Origin of the sequence: Micromonospora sp. DT233 (assembly GCF_049841815.1) — a bacterium.
GTDB lineage: Bacteria > Actinomycetota > Actinomycetes > Mycobacteriales > Micromonosporaceae > Micromonospora.
The window spans coordinates 792,669-817,011 of sequence record NZ_JBNCLB010000002.1; the positions used below are offsets into that span (position 1 = coordinate 792,669).

15 protein-coding genes and 4 pseudogenes are annotated in these 24,343 nt (G+C 68.4%); 3 read left to right on the forward strand and 16 right to left on the reverse strand.

What is annotated here, in order from left to right; genetic code table 11:
* Window positions 1–18 precede the first annotated feature (18 nt).
* From ACLQ2V_RS07810 to ACLQ2V_RS07820, 3 genes and pseudogenes are all read right to left on the reverse strand, one after another.
* On the reverse strand, window positions 19–828 hold the full coding sequence (locus tag ACLQ2V_RS07810; RefSeq protein WP_425717677.1) for a hypothetical protein: 810 nt from the start codon (window positions 826–828) through the stop codon (window positions 19–21).
* Window positions 829–2,019: 1,191 nt separating this feature from the next.
* Window positions 2,020–2,793 carry a hypothetical protein gene (locus tag ACLQ2V_RS07815; protein ID WP_425717678.1) on the reverse strand — a complete coding sequence of 258 codons (774 nt, stop codon included), beginning with the start codon at window positions 2,791–2,793 and terminating at the stop codon, window positions 2,020–2,022.
* A 405-nt stretch (window positions 2,794–3,198) separates the two neighbouring features.
* Window positions 3,199–4,126: pseudogene (locus tag ACLQ2V_RS07820) on the reverse strand (hypothetical protein).
* Between the two features lie 312 nt (window positions 4,127–4,438).
* On the opposite strand from ACLQ2V_RS07820, the pseudogene ACLQ2V_RS07825 reads away from it, so the two are divergent.
* Window positions 4,439–5,094 (forward strand): annotated as a pseudogene (locus tag ACLQ2V_RS07825) (response regulator).
* 90 nt (window positions 5,095–5,184) lie between these two features.
* Here the strand turns inward: ACLQ2V_RS07825 and ACLQ2V_RS07830 are convergent.
* From ACLQ2V_RS07830 to ACLQ2V_RS07850, 5 genes are read right to left on the reverse strand one after another with little or no spacing between them, the layout of a single operon-like run.
* Window positions 5,185–6,081 carry an ABC transporter ATP-binding protein gene (locus ACLQ2V_RS07830; protein ID WP_425717679.1) on the reverse strand — a complete coding sequence of 299 codons (897 nt, stop codon included), beginning with the start codon at window positions 6,079–6,081 and terminating at the stop codon, window positions 5,185–5,187.
* 17 nt (window positions 6,082–6,098) lie between these two features.
* Window positions 6,099–6,896 (reverse strand): hypothetical protein, encoded by a 798-nt coding sequence (locus ACLQ2V_RS07835; protein ID WP_425717680.1) that lies wholly within the window; start codon window positions 6,894–6,896, stop codon window positions 6,099–6,101.
* Window positions 6,893–7,567 carry a hypothetical protein gene (locus ACLQ2V_RS07840; protein WP_425717681.1) on the reverse strand — a complete coding sequence of 225 codons (675 nt, stop codon included), beginning with the start codon at window positions 7,565–7,567 and terminating at the stop codon, window positions 6,893–6,895. The genes ACLQ2V_RS07835 and ACLQ2V_RS07840 overlap by 4 nt, the downstream gene beginning before the upstream one ends.
* Window positions 7,564–8,502: a hypothetical protein gene (locus ACLQ2V_RS07845; protein WP_425717682.1), complete on the reverse strand. Its 939-nt coding sequence runs from the start codon at window positions 8,500–8,502 to the stop codon at window positions 7,564–7,566. The genes ACLQ2V_RS07840 and ACLQ2V_RS07845 overlap by 4 nt, the downstream gene beginning before the upstream one ends.
* 2 nt (window positions 8,503–8,504) lie before the next feature.
* Complete coding sequence (locus ACLQ2V_RS07850) at window positions 8,505–9,044, reverse strand: RNA polymerase sigma factor (RefSeq protein WP_425717683.1); 540 nt, start codon at window positions 9,042–9,044, stop codon at window positions 8,505–8,507.
* Window positions 9,045–9,048: 4 nt separating this feature from the next.
* On the opposite strand from ACLQ2V_RS07850, the gene ACLQ2V_RS07855 reads away from it, so the two are divergent.
* Window positions 9,049–9,207, forward strand: a complete 159-nt coding sequence (locus ACLQ2V_RS07855) for a hypothetical protein (RefSeq protein ID WP_425717684.1) — start codon at window positions 9,049–9,051, stop codon at window positions 9,205–9,207.
* 841 nt (window positions 9,208–10,048) lie between these two features.
* Here the strand turns inward: ACLQ2V_RS07855 and ACLQ2V_RS07860 are convergent.
* The 4 genes and pseudogenes from ACLQ2V_RS07860 to ACLQ2V_RS07875 all read right to left on the reverse strand — a co-directional run bounded on the left by ACLQ2V_RS07860 (window position 10,049) and on the right by ACLQ2V_RS07875 (window position 15,346).
* A pseudogene (locus ACLQ2V_RS07860) lies at window positions 10,049–11,230 on the reverse strand (DUF349 domain-containing protein).
* A gap of 129 nt (window positions 11,231–11,359) precedes the next feature.
* Window positions 11,360–13,888: pseudogene (fxsT, locus tag ACLQ2V_RS07865) on the reverse strand (FxSxx-COOH system tetratricopeptide repeat protein); the annotation flags it as partial.
* Entirely contained in the window at window positions 13,875–15,038 is a 1,164-nt protein-coding gene (locus ACLQ2V_RS07870; RefSeq protein WP_425717685.1) for a trypsin-like peptidase domain-containing protein, read from the reverse strand. The gene ACLQ2V_RS07870 and the pseudogene fxsT, both read right to left, overlap by 14 nt.
* A 2-nt stretch (window positions 15,039–15,040) precedes the next feature.
* Window positions 15,041–15,346, reverse strand: coding sequence for a CU044_2847 family protein (locus ACLQ2V_RS07875; protein ID WP_425717686.1), 306 nt, complete (start codon window positions 15,344–15,346; stop codon window positions 15,041–15,043).
* A gap of 1,249 nt (window positions 15,347–16,595) precedes the next feature.
* Between ACLQ2V_RS07875 and ACLQ2V_RS07880 the strand changes: the two genes are divergently transcribed.
* Window positions 16,596–18,041, forward strand: a complete 1,446-nt coding sequence (locus ACLQ2V_RS07880; protein WP_425717687.1) for a UDP-N-acetylmuramate--L-alanine ligase — start codon at window positions 16,596–16,598, stop codon at window positions 18,039–18,041.
* A 329-nt stretch (window positions 18,042–18,370) separates the two neighbouring features.
* Here ACLQ2V_RS07880 and ACLQ2V_RS07885 read toward each other — a convergent pair whose 3' ends face one another.
* The 4 genes from ACLQ2V_RS07885 to ACLQ2V_RS07900 form a co-directional block, all read right to left on the reverse strand.
* Entirely contained in the window at window positions 18,371–21,376 is a 3,006-nt protein-coding gene (locus tag ACLQ2V_RS07885) for a sigma-70 family RNA polymerase sigma factor (RefSeq protein WP_425717688.1), read from the reverse strand.
* A 282-nt stretch (window positions 21,377–21,658) separates the two neighbouring features.
* Window positions 21,659–22,591 carry a hypothetical protein gene (locus ACLQ2V_RS07890; protein WP_425717689.1) on the reverse strand — a complete coding sequence of 311 codons (933 nt, stop codon included), beginning with the start codon at window positions 22,589–22,591 and terminating at the stop codon, window positions 21,659–21,661.
* Window positions 22,588–23,511 carry a hypothetical protein gene (locus ACLQ2V_RS07895; protein ID WP_425717690.1) on the reverse strand — a complete coding sequence of 308 codons (924 nt, stop codon included), beginning with the start codon at window positions 23,509–23,511 and terminating at the stop codon, window positions 22,588–22,590. Before ACLQ2V_RS07895 ends, ACLQ2V_RS07890 begins: the two co-directional genes overlap by 4 nt.
* On the reverse strand, window positions 23,508–24,257 hold the full coding sequence (locus ACLQ2V_RS07900; protein WP_425717691.1) for an HAD family hydrolase: 750 nt from the start codon (window positions 24,255–24,257) through the stop codon (window positions 23,508–23,510). The genes ACLQ2V_RS07895 and ACLQ2V_RS07900 overlap by 4 nt, the downstream gene beginning before the upstream one ends.
* Between the last annotated feature and the right edge of the window lie 86 nt (window positions 24,258–24,343).

Consider the following 24,343-nt stretch of genomic DNA (forward strand, 5'->3'; position numbering starts at 1 on the left):
GCCCCGGCCGGCGGACGGTCAGCTCCAGTAGAGGAGGGGCTCCTGCGGACCCTTGGACGCGATGAACGCGGCTGCGCCGACCCGGTGGACGCCCTCACCGGAGGTCACGGCGTGCAGCATCCGCGGGCTGAAGATGATCAGGTCGCCGGCGTCCGGGTGGATCTGCACGACCGGCGGCTCCACGGTCGCCGGGTCGAGGCCCTCGACCTCGAGGATGGTGCGGGTCTCCTCGGGGGTCGGCTCCCGCAGCCACAGTTGCAGGTCGCCGCCCCGCTCGGGGACCTGCAGATAGATGTTGGCGACCAGTTGGTTGAGCACGCCCTGGATCTCCGGCGCGTCGGTCTCCTGGTCGATGGCGTCGTTGTGCGGGTAGAACTCCGAGGTCTTCGGCTGGAAGACCCGGAACGCGCCGACGAACGCGGCCCGCCCGCGCAGCCGCAGCAGGTTCGCGCCGGCCGGCCACAGCTCCTGCAGTTCCAGGCGCACCCGGTCCATGGGCGACAGGTACGGGTGGAACATCGAGCGCACGTCGCGGATCGCCGGCAGCGCGGCGTCGTGGTACTTGGCGGTCAGCTCGGCGTCCCACTTGGTGTCGATGTGCGGCATGTAGACCCGGCCGACGCTGCTGGTGTACTGCTTGTGGTAGTGGCCGAGGGCCGGGTGGTCGATGGCCTTCTGGGCGACCTCCGCGGCGATGTCGACCGGGTAGTAGCCCCGGACGTGGATCGCGCCGATCTCCCGGTTCGCGAGCTGCAGCAGCGTCTCGGTGGTGAGCTCGGGAGCCACGTCGTTGGTCAGGGTGCGGACCACCTGGGCGGTGTCGGTCATGGATCGACTCCTTACTCGAAGTAGTGCCGGGCAGGGCGGTGCGCCGGCCCGCAGGCGGCGGGTCGGTTGCTGGCCTGGACGGGGCCGGGTCTGGGCGGGCCGGGTCTAGGGCGGGCCGGGCTCGGTGGGGCCGAGCTCGCGGGGAGGCTGGGCTTTCGGAGGGCCTGGCCCGAAACCGGCGGATGCCGGACGGAGACCGGGCCGGGCCGGCCTCGGACGGGACGTCGCCCGGCACGCCGGCGGGCACGCGTCCCCGGTGGGCGCGGACGGGACAGCCTGGTGCCGGCACGACGCCCCGGACCACCTCAGCTCGGTGGGATACAACGGCCAGGTGGAGACAGACGATGAATTCATGCGCCCCCGGAAATCCAGCAATTCGTCTGTGCGGGGATCACACCCCGATGAATGTCGTTCGCCCGCCGGTAGCGTCGATGATCCCAGCTGCGATATCGAGCGAAACAAGCTGCTTCGAAAAGCTATGCCAATCGCCCGAGTCGCGTCAACCCCTCACCACGAAGCAGCCACGCCGGCATCGACCGGATGTCGAATGAAGTCAAGATCCATTGTCGCACGCCGATGGCTGTGACGTTGGAAGACGTCGCTGGACCCCCGGTCGTAGGATTTCCACAGTGGATGGACGAGCCCGTCGGCCGAGGGGCACCGACGCTCGGGAGCCGGTTCCGCAGAACCTTTCCGACCCGCAGGCGACCACTCGCTCGACACGGCGGCGGTCGGCCGACCGGTCGGCGCCACGGCGACGACGCGCGGCGGGATTGCTCCGCCAGCGCCGCGCCGCACCGAGGAAGTCGTAGCCGCACTTGATCGAAACGGCCGCCCGCACGACTTCCGCGATAACGACCACAGTCGCGCTCCCGAGCAGATCCGCGAGGACACACCAACCCGCCCGGGCAAGCTGCCCGGAAAAGAAACGCGACCTACAGAAACAACGCGTCGACATCGGCGGCAGAGCGGTGACCGGCACCGAGCAGCAGCCCGCCGCCGGCCGGGTCCATTCCGATTTCCGGGATGCCGTTCGACGACGCGGACGACGGAGGAGCGGGTGCCGCGCGGCCAGGGACGGCGAGGATCGGGCCGGGTGCCGCAGCGGCCGGAGGCCGGGCCGCACCGGAACCCACGCTCGTCCGCCCCCGGCCGCCGGCGCCTAGGAACCGAGCGTCGGGCCGGTCGGGGTCAGCAACCGAGCCGCCCGGTGGAGAGGGCGATGTCGTCGATCCAGAGGTCGAACTCGCCCGGCGTGGTGCCGCCCTGGTAGAGCTGCCAGCCGATCTTCACCGTGTCGACCGCCGGCAGGATGAAGGGCACGGCGTTGCCGCCGTGTTCGGTGGTGGAGGCGGTCAGTTCCGGCCTTGCGACGCCGTCGATCCAGACCGCGACGCGGTTGTCGGCAGGGTCGAGCTTCCACTCGAAGCACTGCCAGGTGTCCGCCGCGACCGGGGCGGACTCCCGCCAGTTGGTCCAGTCGCCGGTCGGGCCACCGTCCGCGCCCACCCCCCAGAAGACGCCGGGGACCGTGGGCGCGTACTGGCCGCCGACCGGACGGACGATCTCGGAGCTGCCGGTGCCGCTCGCCTCCACCAGGGTGAAGTGCGCCCAGTCGGGGGCGGTCGGGAAGGCGTCGACGCGCAGCCGCATCCGGCCGTAGAACCGGTTCCCCGGCGCGGCGAAGTCGTCGACGCGCAGAAACGCCCGCCCGTTGTCGACGGTGTGGACGTGTAGCACCTGGTTGCCGTGCCGGGCACGCTCGACGGTGAGGGTGCCGTTACGGGTGTCGACGCCCCAGTTCAGCGTGCTGGGGCCGCCCCGAGGCAGCCGCTCGAAGTCTTCGCAGAAGAGCAGGCCGCGCGGGCACGAACGCGGGGCGGCGCCCGAGGCGCCGGCCGGGACGCTGCCGGCGGTGGTGCCGAGGATCAGGGCTGCGGCGAACACCGCAAGGAAACGACGCATGGTCATCCTTTACGAGGTGGGGAACCTGCCGCCCGGGCAGGAGGGCTGGACGGAACTCGCCGACACGGCAGATCGGGCAACCCGCCGGGGCAGCGGTCGAAGGTCGCGCTGGTCTCAGAAACGCGTGGCGGGAAGACGTACGGCGGACGCCTGGGCGTCGTGATGACGATGGCCCGGCGATGCGGCGCGCGCCCGCCGAAGCGGCGCGTCGCCGGCACTGCGATGCTCCCGTGCTGGCCGTTCCCAGCGCGGTTGCCCCCGCGCTGCGGCGATGTGAGCCATTCCAACACGCCCGTACCCGTTCCGGCAACATCGACGACCCTGAGCATGACGCCGGCCGTCGGGCCCAGCCCGGAGCCCCGATCCGCGAGCCCCGACAAGGGCGTGCGCCTTGCGGGTGGCGGCTTACCGGGGCGGGATCGGGACGACCGCCTGCGACTGGAAGATCCGGGCCAACACCCGGTGCTCGTCGACCGGGTCGACTGCGGGCAGCAGCGACCCGGCGGCGCGGATCGACGCCAGCAGCTCCGCCTGCGGCGCCAGCCCGTACTCGATCAGGTAGTAGGTCACCGACTCGGGCCAGAGCCAGCGGCCGTCGGTGCGGTAGCTCATCGGCACGACCGCGCCCCGTTGCGGCTCGACCACGTCGGTCGTCCTCGCCGTGGTGGCCAGGACGGGCGACCCCGCCTCCAGGTACGCCACCACCCGGGCCCGCTCCGTGCCGTCGAGGCGCTCGTGGTCCGGGTGGAACCACGGGCGGCCGCCGTCCACCGCGTCGAAGACCCGGGCGAGGCGGATCGGTGACGCCTCGGCCCGGGTCCAGAGCAGCGCCCCGGCGTCGCGGGCCCGGCGGGTCGTCGGCGGCGGGTCGTCGCCGGGCCGGTACGTCTCCACCAGCGGATCGGCCCAGGCCGGCCGCGGCCAGCGCCCGCATCACCGTCGCGGTGGCCTGCGGCAGCGGGCCGTCGACCTCCACCACGTAGAGGCGGGTGGGCGGCAGCTCCGCCTCGGCCCACTCCGGCGCGAGACGCCAGGCCCGCCAGAGCGCGACCGAGCCGGGCAGCTCCGCCACCGCGCCCTGCGCCGCGTCGTCGATGGCGTCACCCAGGCCCCGCCCGACGAGGTCGAGCAGGGGCGGCACGGCGCCGCCGAAGGGGCCCGTGCCCGGCAGGGCCGGGGCGTACGTGTGCCGGACATCCAGCTCCGGCTGCAGCGCGGCGAGCCCGTCGGTTCGCCCGTCGGCGAGCCGGAGCCGGGCCTAGGCGAGCACCTCGTCCGGGATCCGCCCGGTGAGCCGCAGCAACGTGTCGTGCAGTTCGGCCTGGTCTGTCATCTCCGCACCCTTCATGTCGAAACAGTGCCGCCACCGCCGCCCGTCCGGGGCGTCGAGGGCAGCGCCCGGTCCGGTGAGATCCAGCAGCAGTGGCGCGGCGGCGGTGTCGAAGGGCGACGGCAGGGCGGGGGCGAAGTCGTACCCCGGGTGGGCCCGGTCGTCGGTGGCCGGGACGGCCTCGGCGAGCCGTACCACCGCCGGCAGGCCCGGCAGGGTGGCGACCAGCAACTCTGTCACAGTGACGCTACCGACGGGACCGGACGGCAGCCGCTTGCCGTAGGCCACGGCGACCGGAGAGGGATCCGACGAACCATGATCAGGGTGATGCTCGTCGACGACCAGGCTGTCGTGCGGGCCGGCTTCCGCGTCATCCTCGAACAGGCCGAAGACATCGAGGTCGTGGCGGAAGCCTCGGACGGCACCTCCGCGATCGCGCTGGCGGCCCGGCTGCGCCCGGACGCCATCTGCATGGACGTCCGGATGCCCGGGGCGACGGCCTCACGGCGACCCGCCGGATCGTCGCCGACCCCTCCGGGCCAGCGCCGGCCGTGCTCGTGGTGACCACGTTCGACCTCGACGAGTACATCTTCGGCGCGCTCGAAGCCGGTGCCAGCGGATTCATCCTCAAGGACTGCGAGCCCACGGAGCTGATCGACGCGATCCGGCGGCTCGCCGGCGGCTACGCAATGGTCGACCACGCGGTCACCCACCGGGTCATCGCAGAGTTCGCCCGCCGGCGGCCGCCCGCCCCGTCGAACGCCGCGACAGCGCGCCAGCTCACCCCCCGGGAGACCGAGATCGTGGTACTGCTCGCCCGAGGGCTGTCGAACGTCGAGATCGCCAACGAGCTGTTCATCGAAATCAGCACGGTCAAGTCGCACCTCGGGCGCGCGATGGCCAAGATCGGCGTACGGGACCGGTTGCAGACCGTGGTGTGGGCCTACCGCAACGGTGTCGTCCCGCGCTGACCACCCCGCCGAAGACCGCCGCTGTGGTGGGCGCGACCGCGACGCCGGCTGTGATCTGGACACGTGTACGCGCGCCAGACGTGAAGGGTCTCATCGTTGGTCCCGCGCCGCTTCCTGCGGGTGCGCACGAGACGTTCGCATCAGGGCGACATAACCGTCCTCCAGGCTTGGTGCCACCGCCTCCGCCCCGGCCGGCGGAGTCTCGGTGACGAAGCGGTAGAGCATGCCACTCGACGCGGCTTGTGCATTGACCACCGTCAGGTCACCGGCCGGCGGGGCGCCGGTGGTGTGCAGGCTGAACGTCCTGCCGTCGGCGGCCTCGACCAGGCCGTTGGTGCTGCCGTGGTAAGCGAGGCGGCCGGCGTTGAGCACCGCTACCTCCGGACAGGTCTGTGCCACGTCATCGAGAATGTGGGTGGACAGGATGACCGTCCGGTCACCGCCGAGGCCGGCGAGCAGGGCGCGGAACCGCATTCGTTCCTCGGGATCCAGGCCGGCGGTGGGCTCGTCGACGATGATCAGCTGCGGGTCACCGAGCAGAGCCTGCGCGATGCCGAGGCGACGGCGCATGCCTCCGGAGAAGCCACGTACCCGGCGATTGGCATACTCGGTCAGCGCCACCCGTTCGAGCAGCGACCCGACCTGGCTGCGGCGCACCCGCTTGTTGTCGATGCCCTTGAGCAGGGCCACGTAATCGAGGAACTCACGGGCGTTCAGGTCGGGATACAGATCCAGATCCTGAGGCAGGTAACCGAGCACTCGGCGGACGGCCTGCCGGCCCGGACCGGCCATGTCGTGGCCACCCACGATCACCCGGCCGGACGTCGGGTTGATCAAACCCGTGATGATGCGCATCAGTGTGGTCTTGCCGGCCCCGTTGGCACCGAGCAGCCCGATCATGCCGGGTGCCAGCGATAGGGAGAGCTGGTCCAGGGCGCGCGCGTCGCCCTTGAAGGTCTTGGTCAGATCCGTGATCTCGATGTCCATCGGGTCTCCGGTCGGCGTCAGAGGCGGCGTCGGGCGAGCGCGCACGACGCGGTGAACAGCACGGCGCTCATCCCCACCACAAGGAGGAGGTTGACGGCGGCGGTGGAGGAGGAGGAGGAGGAGGGGGCGGGAGCAGCAAAGGCGCCCTCGCCGGCCCACAGTGTCGGTGTGTGCAGCCAACCGCCCGCGACGTAGTCGCCCAACGGGGACAGCAGCGTTCCGGTGACCGTGGGGATCGGCACGATGCTGGTGCTGAACAGGGTGGCCCAGAACCAGGTGCCCACTGCGATCACCCGGACCACCGCCATCGGCAGCACCAGTCCCAGCGTCGCCGCGAAGGTGGTCAGCAGCAGGGCGCTGGGCACGGTCACCGTGCAAAAGGCGATCACGGCCCAACCGAGGGTGGTCACGTCACCACTGGTGAAGGTGAGCACGACCCCCACCACGACCATGGTGACGGCCACGGGTGCCAGCGCCGCGGCGAGGCTGCCGGCCAGCGAGCCGAGCATCCTCGCCGCGAGGCTCGACGGCGTCGCGAGCAACAACTCGTGGAGGCCCCTGCGGGTGGTGCCGGCGAACCGGTCGGCCAGAGCGACGCCCAGCCCGACCACCACCAACAGGTTCATGGTCAATGACCAGGCACCGACGCGAGCGGCTGCGGTGTGGAGATCGGCCGATGCCGGCGACAGGATCTGGAAGAGCAGCCCGATCGCGAGCAACGGCAGCACCGCCAGCCAGACCACCTTCCGCCGCGCCGCCATCTGGAACTCGTACTTGATCGCGCCGGTCAGCGCGGGGCTCAGCAGGCGGCTCATTCCCGGCTCCCGTTGATGAGGCGCTCGGAGGCGCCGAGCTTGCGAAGGGCCAGGACCGCGAGCGCGACACCGGCGACGGAGAGCAGCGCCCGGTTGACCTGCCACACCCCGATGAAGCGGTCGAGGTAGAAGATCTGCAGGAACCAGAAGCCGATCACCACCACCGAGGCGCCACCGACCGAGCGAAGCCTGGCGGTCGCCCAGGCACCGGCGCCAATGAACAGCAGCGCGGGGCCGAGGGGCACCAGGATGGCCGCGACACCGTGGGCCGGGTGGTTCCACTGGCCTTGCGCGATCAGCACGACCACCAGCGCGGTGGCGGCCAGCAGAGTCACGGCGGCGACCACGACGAGGCGACGCAGCACCGTCCGTGGATAGGGGGTGGGCATGGTGGACTGCAGCTCAGGCATTCGCTCCCGGCCGACGGCGGCGACGGCCGCGATCCCCGCCGTGATCGGGAAGGCCATCGCCACCAGCCTCACCATTCCCAGACCGACCGCGTCGGCCGTACCGGCGTTCGCCGCGGCCGCGGCCAAGGAGGCGGCGATGATCCCGCCGGTGGCCAGCCAGGGCAGCGCGAGGCTGGCGATGCCGCAACGCCTGGCCTCGAATCCCCAGATCTCAACTCCTGTCACAACAGGTACGTAGCGACAGCGGGCGAGGTGGTTCACCGATCTTCGATGGAAATTCGACGTGGTCCCGGAACCAGCCGGACGGCCAGTGCCAGGAGGAGCACGGACACGACAGCCGGCACAGGTGAACCGGACCAGACCGCATCGAGCATCGCTCCGACACCCACATTGGGCACACGCCGCTGCGGCAGATCGGCTGCCACAGCGGAGAACCACACCAGAGCCCCGGCCAGGCTACCGAGCCAGTAGGCACGCCAGATCGTCAACAGTACCGCCACCGAGGCACTCAGCAGCGACGGCCCGAGCCAGCCGGAGAGCAGCACCAACGTGTCGACGGAGTGGTCGAGCAGGGCGGCCAGCCCGGTGGCGAGAAGCGCCGCGGTCAGGTCGACTGCCAACACCGACACCAGCCGGGCCAGGAACACGGCACGCGGAGTGACCGGCAGCACCATGAGCAGCTCCGCCCTCGGGTCGGTCCGCGGACCGCAGACCGCAAGACCGCCGGCGAGCATGAGCAGGCTGACCAGAGCGCCGAAGGCGGCGCCCCGCCAGCCGGGGTCGGGCACCACCACCGCGAGACAGACCGCCAGGGCGAGTCCGAGCGCGGTGAACGGGATCAGGGAGCCGGGAACCAGCTTGTACTGGGCCGCCACCAGCTGCCGGGCCACCCGCGACGAGCGCCGCAGGCCGGGTCGCGGAACAGCTTCCGGCGGCGCGGCCTCCGCGACCGCGCCGGCCTGGAGCGACCGACGTCCAGCGGCCAGCGCCGGTGCGATCAGCGTGTCGAACGACGGCACGTCGGCCGGGCCGGTGAGCATCTGGTCGGCGGTCCGGGCTGCGGCCGCCAGTCGTGCGGTGGCGGTGACCCGCTCCGCGCACGCCGCACACCCTGCCAGGTGGGAGCGCACCTGCGGCGTCAGTGCCGCAGTGGGATCGGCTGCCGGGAGGAGCGCTTCATCGTCGAGATGGACCATGGCTAGGCCCTCCCTGATCCGACGGCGGCGGCCAGCCGGACCCGCGCGTGGGCCATCCGGCTCTTCACCGTGCCGAGCGCGATGCCGAGAACAGCGGCCACGTCTCGGTACGGCAGTTCGTCGACGACCGCAAGGATCACCACCTCACGCAGATGGTCCGGCAACGCCGCCACGGCTTCCGCCAGAGCCATCAGATCGGCCTTGACCAGTGCCTGGGCCTCGATGTCAACGGTGGGGTCGGCCACCGCCTGCGCTTCAGAGAGCTCCGTCGTCGGCGGCGACGGCCGGCGCAGCCGGTTGTGGGCCTGACGTCGTGCGACGCCCAGCAACCAACCGCGCACCGACGAGTCGCCCCGGAACGAGCTGGCCGCCTGCCACACTGCCAACCAGGCCTCCTGCATGATCTCCTCCGCCACCGACCGGTCGGGTGCCAGCCGCTGCAGCATCCGCAGCATCGTGACGGCGTGCCGCCGGTAGAGCTCACGTAGCGCTTCCTCGCTGCCGTTAGCCAGCGCGTTCATCAGTTGCTCGTCCGAATCCACTGCCATGTACGTAGCCGCTCCCGTCCGCACGGTTCACGTCGCAGCCCGGCAACTTCAGCCGCACCTCTGGCACGGGCACGAATTCGCGCAGGATCCGGTCTTCCTCGGTGGTTGTTGGAAGGGCGGCTGGGCCGTCGTCAGCGGCGTCGCCGAGCTGGCGTAGGACGTCGTGGAGGCCGTTGGCCACGCGGGCCAGATGCCGACCATGTTCGTGCCCGAGACGGTGACGGTCTACTCATCGAGGCGGTCATGATCTGCTCAATGAGTCGATGCAAGGCGCGCGGGCAGCGGTAATCGAGGTCAGCTTCGGCCAGCCAGCGCACGACAGTCGACAAGCGGGTGCAGGCTGCAAGGGTTGGCCCGAGCTCGAAGTTACTGCCGGCCAGCATGACAGGAGACGAAGTAAGCATACCGGCACTGATCGTGACCGAGAGCACTCCAACTGCGTCGCCTGCTGCCGTTCTTGGACGGGGTGCCCGGTGGGTGCTCGCACATTCAAGCCCCAAATCCGACAATACCCCCGAAAGGGGCAGCGTCAAACAGTCACGTTTGGCTATCTTCCCAGTTCAACGGTAGGCCGCCTGGGACTCGAACCCAGAACCTAAGGATTAAAAGTAAATCGGTTTAAGTAAATCTTCGCTCTTCAAGTAAAGCGGCGGCTCGTCCAGATTCCGCCCCTCGGGTCCGGCGACATTCGTGCTGGTCCAGCGGCTGGCGCCCCCAGTGGCGTTCCCGTCGGTGAGGGCTTCCCGGTCCGGTATCCAGGGTGCGTGCCGGGAATCCGTCGAGCGCCGGTACATCCGAGCACCCAGCGAGCACCCAGGGCCGATGGCCAGGCGGCCTGGCTGGCGACGGTAACTCGCGGCACCAGACCTCGTTACTCTGTAGCCCGCCAGCAGGTGGCGGACTTGATCCTAGAGGTGGACGCCTCGACCGTCATCTACCACTCCGACGCCGCGAACACCCGCGTCCACCGATCCCACAACGCAACAGAGCCCTCGACCTCATCTGGCACATTCGGCAAGCTGGAGGCACTGGCGCTTGGCGGCGAGCGCCTGCTCTGCATCGCGAATGCGCTTCGCATCCCACGCCGCGCGGGCCAGGGTCAGCCGCTACTCGGCCTCGGCTACCTGCTCGCGCATTTGCTTTAGCAACGGATGAGCGGACGTCTCGGTACGCCGCCGAACGGAGTCCATTTTCTGCCGGACCTGCTCGTCGACCGCGCGCAGCCGGAGGTCCAGAACGGCGGCGACCTCCCGCGGTACCCGGCCTGCCTCGTGCCACTGCTCCTGAATCTCTCGCAACCGATCCTGTGCCCCGTGTGGATCGGCATTGACGTCCAACGCCTCCGCTTCAGCCAACAGCGCCTGCCTACGAGCCAGGTTACCGCGCTGCTCCGCGTTGCGGGCCAAGAAGGTCTCCCCGCGCCGCGTGAAAAACCGGTCTTGCGCCGCCCGGAATCGTTCCCAGAGCCTCTGCTCGGATTCCCGAGAAGCCCGAGGGGCGGCCTTCCAATGCGTCATTAACTCCCGCAAACGGATGGCAGCGCTCGCCCATTCGGTTGAGCTGGACAGCGACTCAGCCTCGGCGATTAGCTCCTCCTTGGCAATCTGTGCCTGCTTGCGCTGCGCATCCAGGGTGGCGAAGTGAGCATCCCGACGACGCGCAAAAGCGTCGCGGGCGGCGGCGAACCGGTTCCACAGCTCGCCATCGGTCTTTTTGTCCACTCCTCGGATGGACTTCCACTCCTCAAAGATGTCCTTGAGGCGGTCGCCGGAAGTCTTCCATTTGGTGGAGTTCGCCGCCAGCGTCTCGGCCTCCTCCACAAGAGCAGTCTTGCGGCCCACCGATTCGATCCGAGCAGCGTCACGGGTGGCGCGCTCCTGCGCCGCCTTTTCCGACGCGGCCGTGGCTAACCGTTCCAGCCGGGTGGTGAGCCCGTCGATGTCGCCTACCACGGGGGCCTCATCCAGCGAGTCGAGCAGCCGTCGTATGTTGAGCAATGAGTGGTTGGCGTCGACTGCACCGGATTTCATCCGCGCCTCCGTGAGATCCACCTCGGTAATAAAATCGGCGAACCGTCGGGAAAAGTGGGCTAGGCCCGCTTCCGGTGTACCGGCTTTCCAAGAGCCGACGGCGCGCTCGCCCTTGGTCGTCCTGAAATATACGTTGCCGTCCGCTTCCACCCGCCCGAAGGTGGTCCAATCGCAGTTGGAACCTTCCCACTTGGCTTTCCGAACTGGGTATGCGCGCCGAGAGGTGGCTACGTCTTGATACGATACCTGCGCGGCGTGTACTAGTTGCTCTAGGACATCGCCGCCGCCTTGCGCTTCAATGGCCAGTGCTACAAGTTGCATGGAAGCGATTGTGTGGGGGTGCTTGGAGCCAAGGATCCGGGTGCGGAATCCAAGGACCTCTTCGCTCAGCACCCGTGCTTGCGAGTAGTCGCCGAGGAGCGACAATACCGTTGCCAGGTTGCTCATGACGGCGACGGAATCTGGATGTTCTTCACCTAGTATGCGGCGGCAGACCATGAGCATTTCCTCGAACATGTCGCGCGCTTGTTCGGCTTTTCCTGTGGCGGCCACTGCCAGTGCGAGGTTGTTCATAACCGAAAGAACCGCCGGATGCTCCTCGCCGTAGAGTCGGCGGTGAGAAAGGACGGTTTCGGCGAGTAAATCTTCGGCCCAGGCCGCGTTACCTGAAGCGAGCGTGAAGGCTCCCAAGTTGGCTGTTGCGGCAAGGGTTTGGGGATGGTTCTCTCCCAGCACTGATCTAGCGGCAGAGACCAGTGACTCCTGCACTTGCAGGGCCTCGGCCGCGTTCCCGAGCCGAAACAGCGTGGTCGCGTGGTTATTGACGGCAGCGAGCGAGTCGGGATGCGCCTCGCCGAGATATCGCTTGCATGCCCGAGTGAGCTCGCTGTACAGCGCTGCAGCCCGTACCAGCTCACCCTGCTCGCATAGGGTGAATGCGAGGTCGTTCAGCGCCTGGAGCATGCGCGGATGGCCTGGCAGGAGCGTCCGTCGGCACGTCGCGAGAACGTCCTCCTGAATCTGGCGGGCTTCATTTAGCTGTCCGAGCTCAGACGACATTCGCGCAAGGTCGATTTTTACTCGAAGCAGTTCATCGTCGGTGCACTCGCCAGAATCTTGCATCATGTCGAGTGAACGAAAGCACCACTTTATCGCTTCGCTGACGTTTCCTCTGAGCTCGTGTAGCCGCGCAATTATAAGGGCGAGTGGGTAAACTCCAACAGGATGTTGACCAAACGCCATTGCCGCCTCAACTACCGAACTGGCGTGGTCGAGAAGGTGCGATATGCGCCATGCGTAGGAGCCATACCCAAGGTCTGCTGTTAATGCCTCTGATATTTGCCGTATCCACAGAGCGGTATACCGAAGACCTTCCTGACGTTCCGTCGGCGACACGACCAGCGAGAGCACTGAACGAATTTGGGGGTGTATCCGAAAAGATGACGAATCGACGACCGACGCCAGCCGATACTTAACCAGGAGGCGCAAGACCTCGTCGGGTGCCTCGTTGGTAACGCCTAGAATAATTGCAGGAATCGGAGCGTCGCCGAGACTTGCGAGAACCGGTAGTGCCGCTCGGATAGCAGGAAGCTCGGTGCAGACAGCAGTGGCGCAGGCTGTGACGAGGGCCGAGACGATGGAACCGCCTGGCGTGGACCCTTTCTGACCTCTTAGGGCAGAGGAGACAAGACCTTCAAGCCTATGAAGAGGCCACTCAGCCCGATGTAGCAGTGTCGTGGCGAGTTCGACGGCGAGAGGCGCGCTGCCAAGCCTAGCCGCGAGTTCCCTCGCGCGCTGAAAGTCGTCTACCTCTGCCGTCCGCATAATCAATTGAGCGCACGTGCTGGAGTCGAGGCTATCAACGTCCAAATAGCCTACGTGTCGGCCCCAGCTCCGTAGCCGTGATGTGATAATCGTATGACCGGCGCCTGACAAAGGCACCCACGGCATCACGAATTCAGGATCGCCTGCGTCGTCGAAGATAAGGAGCCAGGGGCGCTCCCGCGTCTCGCACCATTCACGCACCGCCCGCGCCGCGCTTAAGCCGTCGTCGACCGGTTCAGTCAGGCCGAGCGCCACTGCAAGCTCCCGAAAATCCGCAAGAAGTGTGTTTCGATCACGGGCGCGTAGCCACCAAACGACCTCGTAATCTGGCCGACTTCGGTAGGCGAATTCGAGTGCTACTGCCGACTTTCCCATTCCGGGCATGCCGTGGAGAACGAGCGCGCTCTGATGAGGAAGGGCCGACGCGAAGTATCGCTTTACCCCGTCCACTAGCGCTTCCTGCCCTGAGAACCGGAATGTCCTATTAGGGGCATTCCAAAGAAACGGTGTCGTCCTGCGATTTGCTGGCACGAGGGCTAGGGGTCTCCCCATGCGCGGAAAGGACACGCGCGGTGGCCGCGACCGCTGCTCCAGTGCTGGGTTCAGTCGCGCGGTCCATTCCTTCTCAGGTATGCCGCACAGATCAACGAAAAAAACTGGACCGATGATCCGGGCAGCATCGACGTCGTCTAGTCGGACGGGCACCACCCGCTTCCGAGCCGACAGATGAGTGAGTGGCCATTCCTCGGGTAAAAGACTACCGAGACAGGCCTCAGTCACCAGTAGTAGGACATGTCTGGATGATTCGATATGATCCGTTAATGATCGTAAGATGTCGGAAGCGGAATGCACGCTCCAGCCGGCTAGGTCACAGCTGTAACCTGCCGCTTCCAAGTGGTGCCTGATAAGAAAGGCCTTTGAAAGATCGTCACGTGCGTAGCTAACAGTGACCTGCGGATGGATGCTGGGCTTAGGCTCCGTCATCTCGCCTCCCGAGGTCTTGGGGACCTGCGCTCAACCAGGTCGTGTGCTGACCTACGCTCTTGCTGCGACCAGGGAACGGTTGATCAGCGGGCGGCCGCCCTGGTGGCCGCAGGGCTCCCAAGATCATAGCTTTGCAGGCTTCCTCCTCGTCGAGTAAGTTATAGAGTCGCAGAGGATGCCGTGTCTGTAAATAGGCTGGAATGCTGACGTCATCCAGTAATACGGGTATCCGTCGCGCGTACTCGTGCCGCTGAACGATGCGGCTCTCGGCAAGGTAGAGGTCGCTGTCGTCCCGCAGGGACGCAGTGGATATTATGACGAATACTTGATGCACCTTTGCGAAGCCCGCCTGAAGGGTCTCTAGGTAGAAGTCGCCGGGGCGAAGGTACCAGTCGCGAATAAATACGCGGCGCTCGTCATTGGCGAGGCTTTGGGCGATCCAGAGGCCCCAGTCGGTGTCGAAACTATTCGTGGCGTAGGAGACTGCACAGTCTGCGGAGGTTACAATGGCCGCGTCGAGCAGGCACGCGCCTAAGTCTGCCCAGATGTTAACGACGGAGCTTATCGAGGTGGCATAAACTGTCCCGCCGTCGGCTTGACCGGTGTCTAGATCGGACGTCGGGCAACATCTTATAAGACCTCCGGCAGCTTCTCCTTTACCTGTACTGACAAGCAGGGGGGAGCCGCTGTACCCGTCAAGTTGAGTGCCGACACCAGCCTGCTCGGAGTACAGCTGGATAGCCGAAACACCATCAAAAATCGTTGCCTCAATCTCGACTATTGAGCCGCTCATGCTGCTCGCGTCGTGGGGGAACGGGCGCGACACGGGCCATCCGACTGCAACGAATCGATCGTGGCGAGCCAAGGTAAGTGCAAGTGGAACCGGCCGCAGGTTTCCCGGCAACGGATCAAGCAAATCAAGTAGGGCCACATCGAGCGTTGCGTTGTACCGAACAACGCGCGCGGAGATCTCCTTACCCCCGAAGCTTATTGCGACTCTTTCGTGGATAATGTCGCCGGTTTTGCGGTCACCGACGCAGTGGAACGCCGTTAGGGCCTGGGTGGTCGAGACGGCGAATGCGGTTCCGGAGAACCGTTCTTGCTCCTGGAATACTCGCAACTCCCCAACCGCGAACCGACTGTCGTGCACGGTTAACCCCTCTGACGGCTCCAGGTAAGGGTCGCCTCGATACCGGCCTTGGTGGAGGCCTTGGCGATGACAACACCTGCGTCGGCTTGGAGCTCAATCGTGAACTTGATCTCCAGTCCGTCTAGTGCCATACCCTGCTCTGCGGGTGCCTCCAGTAGCGTGTCCAGTTTCGCCCGCAGCTGCACAGCCACCGTCTCGATAGCCGCAGCTACGTCATCAAGGCGATCTGTCAAGCGATCGGTGAAGGCACCTCCCTTAAGGTCTCGGACTCCAGGCTTGGGTTGCACGGCAACGAGGATCTCGCTCATAGAGGCGCACGGTACCCCATGCGGTCGACCGCCTCAAAGGACAGCGCCGTCGGATCGGCAGGGCAAGATCACATTAGCAACTTGCTTCTCCTGCCAAGCTCTAGCAGTGGTCGCGTCACCGGTGGTTTGGCTTTGTCCGCTCTGGGCGGTTTTGACTGGCATAACTCTTGAAGGCATGACTCGGAGGGATGAGACATCCAGACGGAGACGCAAAGCACTATTAAAGATCTTGGAAGGTCAGGCCTGAGTCGGTGAGTCTCTGGTGGTAACGGGCGAGGAGCGTGGCGGCGTCGTGGGGTTTGCCGAGGGTGTGTGGGCCGCTTGGTGGTGGATGTGTTCGTTGTAGGGGTCGAGGCGGGGCTCCGGCAAAGTCGTTAGGTGATGCCGAGTTGAGCGTCCCCGTTTTGATGGAGCCGTGGTGTCGGTGACCCGCGGCCGGTTCGGGAGGCGCGGTGAACTTCCGGTTGACCAAATCCGGCGCTGTTGTGTGCCGCAAGTCCTGCAGGGTGGAGCCGCCTCGACACAGAAACGCGCCCTGCCAACCCTGGCCGGTTATCAGCCCGCTCGACCCGCGCGCGGCGGCCCTACGCGGATGCCTTCGTGGCGTAGCTGCCGGTGCACCCGGTCTACGCCGTAGGCGCGCCCGGACGCCTCATGCCGGTAGGTGGGTGGGTGGTCATATAGGTCCAGGACCCGACGCCTCTTCCTGGTTAAGTCGAGGTGGTTCTGGTTTTCCACGTCTTGGTGGCCTTTCACGGCACACCATGCTCTGCACAGGACCCGCCGCAGGATTTCGGCGCTGATCATGGTGACGTAGCCGGTCTCTTCAACGTAGCGGAACGGCGTGTCGGCACCAGCGAGATGGCACGACTGCTTCATACCGGCCTGTCGAGATTCACTGTCGGCTCTGTTCGACACCGCGTCCGAGGACTGTACTTGCTGAAGGCAGCAGCCGATACAGCCTGGCAACGCCGGGTCAACCACTTGAGGCGGAGCCGACAGCAACCGCTCGGCGATCGGCGCTGGGACAGTCTCCACCGCGAACGGCAGGCGCGATGACGAACCACCGGCTGTCACCGGTTGCGTCGGTACCACCGGCGTTTAGGCAGACGCAATGGTTGCACACGCGGCCGAGTTGGCGACTAGACGCCGCCTCGACCCGGGCAAGGAGTCGGAGGACGGGAAGCAGGGGCCCCTCACACCCCCTCAGACGCCGGCCCATCAGCTCTATCGAAGGAGGCACAGCACCATGACCGACACAATCCCGAGCGCTGCGGCCTTCGAGGCTTACACCGGCCCGTTCGACGTGTCGCGCCCGTACTTTGTGGGAGTCGGTGGGGCCGCGATGTCCGGCCCAGCTCTGCTGCTAGCCGAGCTGGGTCAGCAGGTCAGCGGCAGTGATGTGCGCGACTCGGCGGTCCTCGCGGCGCTGCGAGCGGCCGGTGTGCGGGTGCGGGTGGGCCACGACGCGGCGCACGTCGAGGGCGCGAGCTGCGTCGTATCCGCCACGCTCACGCGGAATGCGCCGGAGGTTCGCGCGGCCCGTGCCGCCGGCATCCCGGTGGTGTACGGGGCGCAGGTCCTCGACAAGCTCAGCGCCACCCGCCAGCTGGTGGCGGTGTCGGGTTCGCATGGCAAGTCCACCACCACGGCGATGCTCGCCCACATTCTGCGTGCCCTCGGGCAGGACCCGAGCTACCTCATCGGCGCCGACCTGACCAGGCCTGGCTCCGGTGCCCACCTCGGCCGGTCGAAGCTGCTGGTCGCCGAGGCCGACGAGTCGGACCGCTCGTTCCATTTCCTCACCCCGTCGATCGCGGTCGTCACGAACGTGACCAACGCCCACCCGGAGACCTTCGCCAACCACGCTGACGTGCTGCGCGCCTACGTCGCGTTCGGCAGCCGGACCGCGCCGGGCGGGTTCCTGATCGTCAACGCCGACTGCGTGGGCGCGACGGTGACTGCCCAGGTCATCGCCGACGAGCGGCCTGACCTGACGGTGCTGCGCTACGGCCGGGACCGCACCGCTGACGTCCGGCTCCTGGACTTACGCGCCGAGGGCTGGTCGGCGTCCGCGACGCTGCGGATGCCCGACGGCACCGACGTGCGGCTGACCCTGCCGACCCCGGCGACGCACCACCTGGAGGACGCGGCGGCGGCGGCGGCCTGCGCGGTGGCCCTCGGGCTGGAGCCCGCTGATGTGGCCGCAGCGATGTGTTCCTTCGGAGGGGTGCGCCGCCGGTTCGAGCACATCGACACCCGGGCCGGGGTGACGGTGATCGACTCCTATGCCAGCCACCCAAACGAGATCACCGCCGATCTGGAAGCTGCGCGCACCCTGGCACGGGGGCGGGTGTTCGTGGTGTTCCAGCCGTCCGGAAACGCCGGTGTCCTCGCCTTCGGTCAGCGGATCGGCCAGGTCCTGGCGGACAACGCCGACCACGTTCTACTGCTCGACGTGCACGACACCGTCCCGGACGGCCGCCCGCCGACGGACGTCACCGCCATCATGGACCGACTTCGTGACGGCGCCTACTGTTTGTCCCTCGGGCCCGACCACGCGTCCCGTGTGATCGCGCGGATGGCCGGACGCGGCGACGTGGTGGTGACAATGGGGACCGGTGACGTGACCCGCTACGGTGCGGTGATCCTGGACAGGCTGGGCTGTCGATCCGAGATCACCCTGTCGGCCTGAGGCCTACCCGCTGCCAGCGCTAACTCCTGGGGTCGGCCAGGTACCGGCGCGCGCGCCGGCCGGGTCGGCGCCGGCTTCGCCTGCGGCCGCTGCGGCGCAGATGGCCAGGACGGCGAGGAGGCCAGGGCAGCGGTGATCATGTCCGTGGCCAGCTCGGACTTCGTGGCGAACTCGACCTCGTCCGGGACACCGGCGACCTGGCAGCGGCCCCGGTCCTCGCGGCGCACTCGTACGGGTACCCGTAGCCACGACGGAATGACGTGCGGTCTACGGCTGTCACTGACGGGCGGAACGCCCTTCTGGGGATCAGGTCACCGGCGGGTGGGTGCCTACGGGGACGTTGCTCGCCTGCGTTTGTGGGTCCAGTCCATGCCGATGTGGTCGAGAGCGGCGGTCTTGTCTGGGGTGAGTCGTCCGGCGCGTTGGGCGGTGCGTTGGTCGGCGAGCCATCTGCCCAGTGGTAGGCCGTTTTCGCGGTGGGTGTGGGAGGGCCTGAGGTGGCCTTCGCGTTCGGCGAATGCTCGGGCGGCGGTGAGGTGGCGGTTCCAGGTGTCGTCGGGCAGGGACCAGACGATGCCGAGACGGTCGAGGGCGCGGACCTGCTCGTCGGTGAGTTGACCTCGGTGGCGCTTCTTGCGTTGGCGCTTGATCCAGCTGTCGACGTCGATTCCGTTGACGGTGCGGTCGTGGTCGGTGGGGGTGGGGAGTCGCTGGTGGGTGTGGTGGAACGCCTGGGCTGCGGCCAGACCGTCGTCCGAGTGGGTGTGGGCGCCGATGGTCCAGTCGATGCCGAGGTGGTGGAGGGCTTGGACCTGGTGGGTGGGGAGGGTGCCGGCGCGGTGTTTGCGGCGTTGGGCGCGGAGCCAGTCGCCGAGGCGGATGCCGTCGTGGAGGTGGCCGAAGGGGATGTTGAGGTGTCCGTGTTCGGCGTGGTAGGCGCGGGCCGCGGCCATGGCGCGGTCGTAGTGGGTGGCGCGGGGTGCCCAGTCGACGCCGAGGTCGGTGAGGGCCTGTGCGCGGTCGGCGGGTAGTCGGCCGGTGCGGTGGAGGTAGCGCTGGGTGTTGAGCCATGTGGCCAGGTCGGCGTGGTCCGGGTCGCTGGGGGTGGGGTGTGGGTGGCCGTGGTGGGCGTGGAAGGCGGCCAGTTGGGCGTGGTGTTCCCACCAGGGGGAGGTGGTGCGTTCCAGGATCCGCACGGTGATGTGCCGGGTGAGGTCGTGGAGGGAGTAGGTGTCCGGCAGCCGCATCACCACCTGCGGCGGCAGCCGGGGTTGGTGCCGATCGTCGGGGGTGCGGTGGGTGTCGAGGGCGGTGGGGAGGGTGGTGTCGTGGGCGCGCATGGCGCGGAGGACCTGGCAGACGGTGTCCCATTCGTGGAGGGTGTCGGAAATGCCGGTGGGGTGGTCGGGTAGGACGACGGGTACGAGGATCGTGGCGGTGCCTGGTCCTGTCGGGTTGCGTCGTAGCGCCCGGCCGACGGCTTGGACGATGTCGGTGGTGGAGTGTTTGGGGTGGGTGAAGCAGACGGTGTCGACCGCCGGCACGTCCACCCCTTCGGTGAGGCAGCGCGCGTTGGACAGCACCGTCCAGCCTCCGCCGGGCGGGTCGGCCAGCGCCCGGATCGCGGCGTCGCGGTCAGCGCTCGGGTGGGTCGCGTCGACGTGCAGGGCGGTGAGGGGGCCTGGTGGTCGTTGGCCGGTTGGCAGGCTCGCGGTGGTCGCGGGCAGGGTGCGGGTGAACTCGGCGGACTCGGCGATGCGGGGGCAGAACGCGATCACCCGGCGTAGCCCGTACTCGGCTGCTGCCTTGACCAGCGCGATCTGCGCGAGGGCGGTGCGTAGCCGGGTTCCGGTCTGGTCCAGCACCGCCGGTGTGGTTGCGGTGTGGCGGAGTTGGCGAAGGAGGTCCGCGCGGGTGACCGCGAGGACCAGGATCCGGTAGTCGTCGAGCCAGCCCTCGTCGATCGCCCGGTAGAAGGGGTAGGTGTAGAGGCGGGGCCCGAACACGTGCGGGTCGTCCATCGACAGCGTGGTTGTACCGGCTGCTCCGCCGGCGGGTAGTCGGGGGGTGGCGGTGAGGTAGAGACGCCGCCGCGCGGGCAGGACCGTGTCGTTGTGCAGGAGGGTGCGCTGCCGGCCTGCGATGCCGGTGGTGCGGTGGGCCTCGTCGACCACCAGCAGGTCCGCTGCCGTGCGGGCGGCGGTGAGGCCGGCGCCCAGCACGGGTGCCGATTGGTGGGTCACGGCGATGAGCCTCATCCCAGCGGTGGCGTTTCGCCGGACCCAGGCGGCGACCTGGTGCGGGTCGGTGGTCACCGGGCAGGGCAGATTCCGGGCGCCTGGCGTGGAGGCGGCGACCGTGTCGTCGCCGCAGACTGCCAGGACTGTGGCGGCTGCGCTGGTGGTGGTCCATGCCCGCAGGGTCTGTGCCAGCAGGGCCAGCGACGGCACGGCCACCACGACCAGACCCGCCGGTGCGAGCCGGACCGCGGCATGCAGGGCGAGCAGGGTCTTACCGGTGCCGCATGCCGCGACCACCTGCCCCCGGCCCCCGCCGCCCAGACCTGCGGTGATGGCCTCGACCGCCTCCCACTGGTACCCCCGCAACGGAGGTAGCCCCGAGCCGACGACCGGGCGCGGGCCGGGTTCCGATGTCGGGTCCCGGTCGTCGGTCGCCGGCTGCGGCGTACGGTCGCCTGTTTCGGTGGTGAGGGGTGGGTGGCTGCGGGTTCGGGGTGGTTGCGGTGCGGGGTTGGTGGGATGCCACTGCCGTAGCCGGACCTCGACCGACCGGAGCCCTTCGAGCTTCCTGACAGCGCGTCGCTGCCGGGACTTGGCGGCGGCGGTGGTCGTGCCGAGCGCCTGGGCCATTTTCGTCTTGTCTCCGCCGGCCCAGAACCTGGCCAGCAGGGTTTCGCGTTGCGCGGGTCGCAGGAGCAGGAGTGGGGCCAGCGCGTGCTGCAGGTCGTACTTGCGCAGCACCGCCGCTTCGGCGCTGGACGTCTCGTCGGCACCGGCCAGGAGGGTGTAGTCGTAGGTGAGTCCCAGGGGTGTCTCGTAGCGGGTGCGGTGGGCTTTGGCGTGGTCGAGGATGAGCCGGGACGCGATGGTGCTCAGCCAGGCGACGAAGCGCTGACGCGGCTCGGTGTACCGATCCAACGCGCGGTAGGCCCGGCAGAACGTCTCCGACGTGAGGTCCTCGACAAGGCCCTGGTCACCGCCGCCGACCCGCCTCGCGATGTAGCGCATCACCAGGGGTTTGTTGTCCAGGTAGAGACGGGCGAACGCGTCCTGGTCACCGGCCTGCGCACGGCGTACCAGCGTCCACTCCTCCAACCGTTCGGAGTCTTCTCCACCGCTGCCGCGACGGACGTCAGCGGTGGCAGTCGCACAGGACACAGGGGCACACCTTCGGTCTGATCGGGGTGGGCAGACAGCAGCGGCGTGTCAACGCGACGTCGGGTCGGCGGCGGCGCGCCGTGGGTGAGGGCGTGGGGACGACGGCTGGCGGCGGACGACATCCGGGAACACCAACGTCGAGCTGCGCTCCTGGTGCCCGGCACCCCACCGCCGACCGCAGGGCCTTCCGGGATTAGGTTGCGTCGCCGAAGCCGCGTATCAAGGTCCGGTGAGGTCGAGGGCCGAGGGCAGCGCGGCCGGGTGGTGACAGCCGGCTGCTGGTGTGCGGGTGCTCGGGGTGCGGCGGTTGTCGATGTAGAGGCGGTAGCTGTCGGCGTCGGCGGTGATGATCTTTTGGACGTCGGGTCCCCGGTCCGGGTCCTGGGGTGGGATGGGACCGGTGATGGTGGTGTGGGCGGCGAGGAGGACGCCGCTGGTCGGGTCGATGGTGAGGATGTCGTGCTGTGGCACACCGGATTGGTCGGTGTGCGGCAGGATGACGTCGATGCCGGGGCGTTGGGCGCGGTCGACGACGCCGGTCTGCACGAGGAGGCCGGGTTGCTTCGCGAGGAGCCGCAGGATCGCGGTCCGGACCGGGCGGGTGGGCGCGTAGCGCTCGTAGAGCATCGCGACGCCGCCGATGATGTGCTCGGGACCGGTTCTGTCTCCGGCGACGGCGAGCAGGTAGGCGCGCAGCTCGGCTGGTGTCCTTGGTGTTGGTTCGTTGAACTGGTGGGCGGTGCTGTCGGCCCACCTGGTGTCTCCCTCGTCCGGGGCGCAGCCGTTGGCGGTGGTCTGGACGCTGAGATGCCGGCCGTTGGTGGCGTCGTCGGTGCGCCACAGTTGTTCGAAGCGGACGCGTAGGGGCCATCCGGTGGGGCCGGGTGGGCCGATGATGTCGCGGTACCAGGTACGGCGTTCGGTGTACTGGTACTTGCCGTTGGTGGTGTCGGCGGGGGCGTCGGTGAGGGTGTCGGCCAGGCGGGTCAGGACCGGGCCGGCCGGGACCGGCGGTTCGCTCGGGGGTGCCGTCGGGGGCGTCGTGGGGGACGGTGGGTCGGGGTTGACGCTGGTGGAGGGTCCGGCGCAGGCGGTGAGGAAGAGCGACGCGGTGAGCAGGAGGGCACCGGTGCGGGTTCGGGTTCGGGTCATCGCGTGGCCTGCGTCGTGTCGATCGTGGGTTCCTCGGAGCGGTCGACGACGAGGACGTACGAGCGCAGGTGTGGTGCGCGGGTGTTCATGCCGGGTGGCGGGTCGAGTTCGGTGGTTTCGTGGGCGATGACCCAGCCCGCGCGGTCGATGATCAGGGTGTCGCGGACCTGCTCGTGGGTGACGGCGACGGCGATACCGGCCCGGCCTGCCCGGTCTGCGGTGGGGCGCTGGCAGGTGACGGCTTCGGCGGTGGCGAGCACACGGAGCAAGGCGATCCGGGTGGCCGGTGACGGATGTTGAGTGAGGTGTACGTCCGCGACCGCGCGGATGATCCACTGCGGGCCCATCTCGGGCGGCTGGACTACGGCGAGGTGCGTGGCGACGGCGCCCGGGTCGGTGGGCGCAGGCTCGGGTAGCGGCGCGATGATTCCCCCGGCGGGATGGTCGGTGACGGTGCGGTCGGTGCCGCCTGTGGTGCTGACGGTGCGACCGGACCCGTCCGCGGCCCGCCACTGCCACATCTCGTCGGTGACGATGCTGCGGCTGCTGGTCCCCGAGGGGACCAAGGTGTCCTGCGCAGCCCAGGACCGTGTGTGGACGCGGGCGTATCGGGCAGGGCTCGTCGGGTTGGCGGTGGTCGAGCGGCCGGCGCCGGCCGCTGCGGAGAGCGAGTCGGCCAGCTTCGCGAGGCACGGCGCGGTGATGATGGCCGGGGCCGGTGTGCGGCCGGGGGTCTCGTGCCAGCTTGCGGGGGTCCCCGTCGACGCTGCGGGCAGGTGGCCCTTGACAGCGCGCACCGAGTAGGCGATGACTGCCGTCGCGGCGACGATAACGGCGGTAAGGGCAACCAGTAGCGGCAGACGCCGCATGTTGCCCGCTCGCCTTCCCGCGTTTCGGGTCTTGGTACGGGGTGTGGTCATCGGTGGCCGTCCTGGATTGGCACGGATGGGTGGGCGTGGGTGGGAGCTGCTCCGGTGAGGAACCGGATTTGTGACGGGTGGTCGAGCAGGATGTCTGCGCCGGCGTGGCGCAGGAGGGCGGCGGAGTGGTAGCCCCAGGTGGCGCCGGCGACGCGAATGCCGGCTGCCCGGGCGGCGGCGATGTCGGTGGTGGTGTCGCCGACGTACCAGGTCTGGAAGCCCGGCGCGGCCAGTGCGGTCAGTGCCCGCCAGATGGGCGCGGGCGCGGGTTTCGGGGGTGCGTCGTCGTAGCAGACGACGGTGTCGATCAGCGGTGCGATGGTGGACAGGTCGAGCAGGTGCAGGCGGTGGCGTCGCTGGAGCGTGACGATGCCCTGGCGGATGCCGGCTTCGTGGAACTGGCGCAGCACCGTGACCGCGTCGGGGTTGACGGTGGCGAGGTGGGCGTGACGGGCGTATGCCGTGTCGAAGTGGCGGTAAAGGGCGGTGTGCGGGTCGGTGACGCCCAGGGCGTGCAGCGCGGTCGCCGGGGGCATCGCCAGGACGTCAACGACCGCGGCATCGGTCGGTTTCCGGCCGAGGGCGGCTTCGGTCACCTCGCTGATGACGGCTGCCATCAGCCGGATGCTGTCGAGCAGGACACCGTCGAGGTCGTACAGCACCGCTCGTAGGCCGGGCGTGGGCCCGCACCCGGTGAGGGTGAAGTGCGGGTCTGTGGATGGCGGCGCGGGGGTGGCCAATGGCATCGGTGATCTCCTGCGGGCAGGGCAGTGGAAGAGGGGTGTTGCTGCCGGGTGGCGTGGCTGCGGTGACCCGGCCGGTGGCAGGGCGG

Coding starts and splice junctions, on each gene's coding strand:
- ACLQ2V_RS07810 (WP_425717677.1), bottom strand. CDS start 828: ATGACCGACACCGCCCAGGTGGTCCGCACCCTGACCAACGACGTGGCT.
- ACLQ2V_RS07815 (WP_425717678.1), bottom strand. CDS start 2,793: ATGCGTCGTTTCCTTGCGGTGTTCGCCGCAGCCCTGATCCTCGGCACC.
- ACLQ2V_RS07830 (WP_425717679.1), bottom strand. CDS start 6,081: ATGGACATCGAGATCACGGATCTGACCAAGACCTTCAAGGGCGACGCG.
- ACLQ2V_RS07835 (WP_425717680.1), bottom strand. CDS start 6,896: ATGAGCCGCCTGCTGAGCCCCGCGCTGACCGGCGCGATCAAGTACGAG.
- ACLQ2V_RS07845 (WP_425717682.1), bottom strand. CDS start 8,502: ATGGTCCATCTCGACGATGAAGCGCTCCTCCCGGCAGCCGATCCCACT.
- ACLQ2V_RS07855 (WP_425717684.1), top strand. CDS start 9,049: ATGTACGTAGCCGCTCCCGTCCGCACGGTTCACGTCGCAGCCCGGCAA.
- ACLQ2V_RS07875 (WP_425717686.1), bottom strand. CDS start 15,346: ATGAGCGAGATCCTCGTTGCCGTGCAACCCAAGCCTGGAGTCCGAGAC.
- ACLQ2V_RS07880 (WP_425717687.1), top strand. CDS start 16,596: ATGACCGACACAATCCCGAGCGCTGCGGCCTTCGAGGCTTACACCGGC.
- ACLQ2V_RS07890 (WP_425717689.1), bottom strand. CDS start 22,591: ATGACCCGAACCCGAACCCGCACCGGTGCCCTCCTGCTCACCGCGTCG.
- ACLQ2V_RS07895 (WP_425717690.1), bottom strand. CDS start 23,511: ATGACCACACCCCGTACCAAGACCCGAAACGCGGGAAGGCGAGCGGGC.
- ACLQ2V_RS07900 (WP_425717691.1), bottom strand. CDS start 24,257: ATGCCATTGGCCACCCCCGCGCCGCCATCCACAGACCCGCACTTCACC.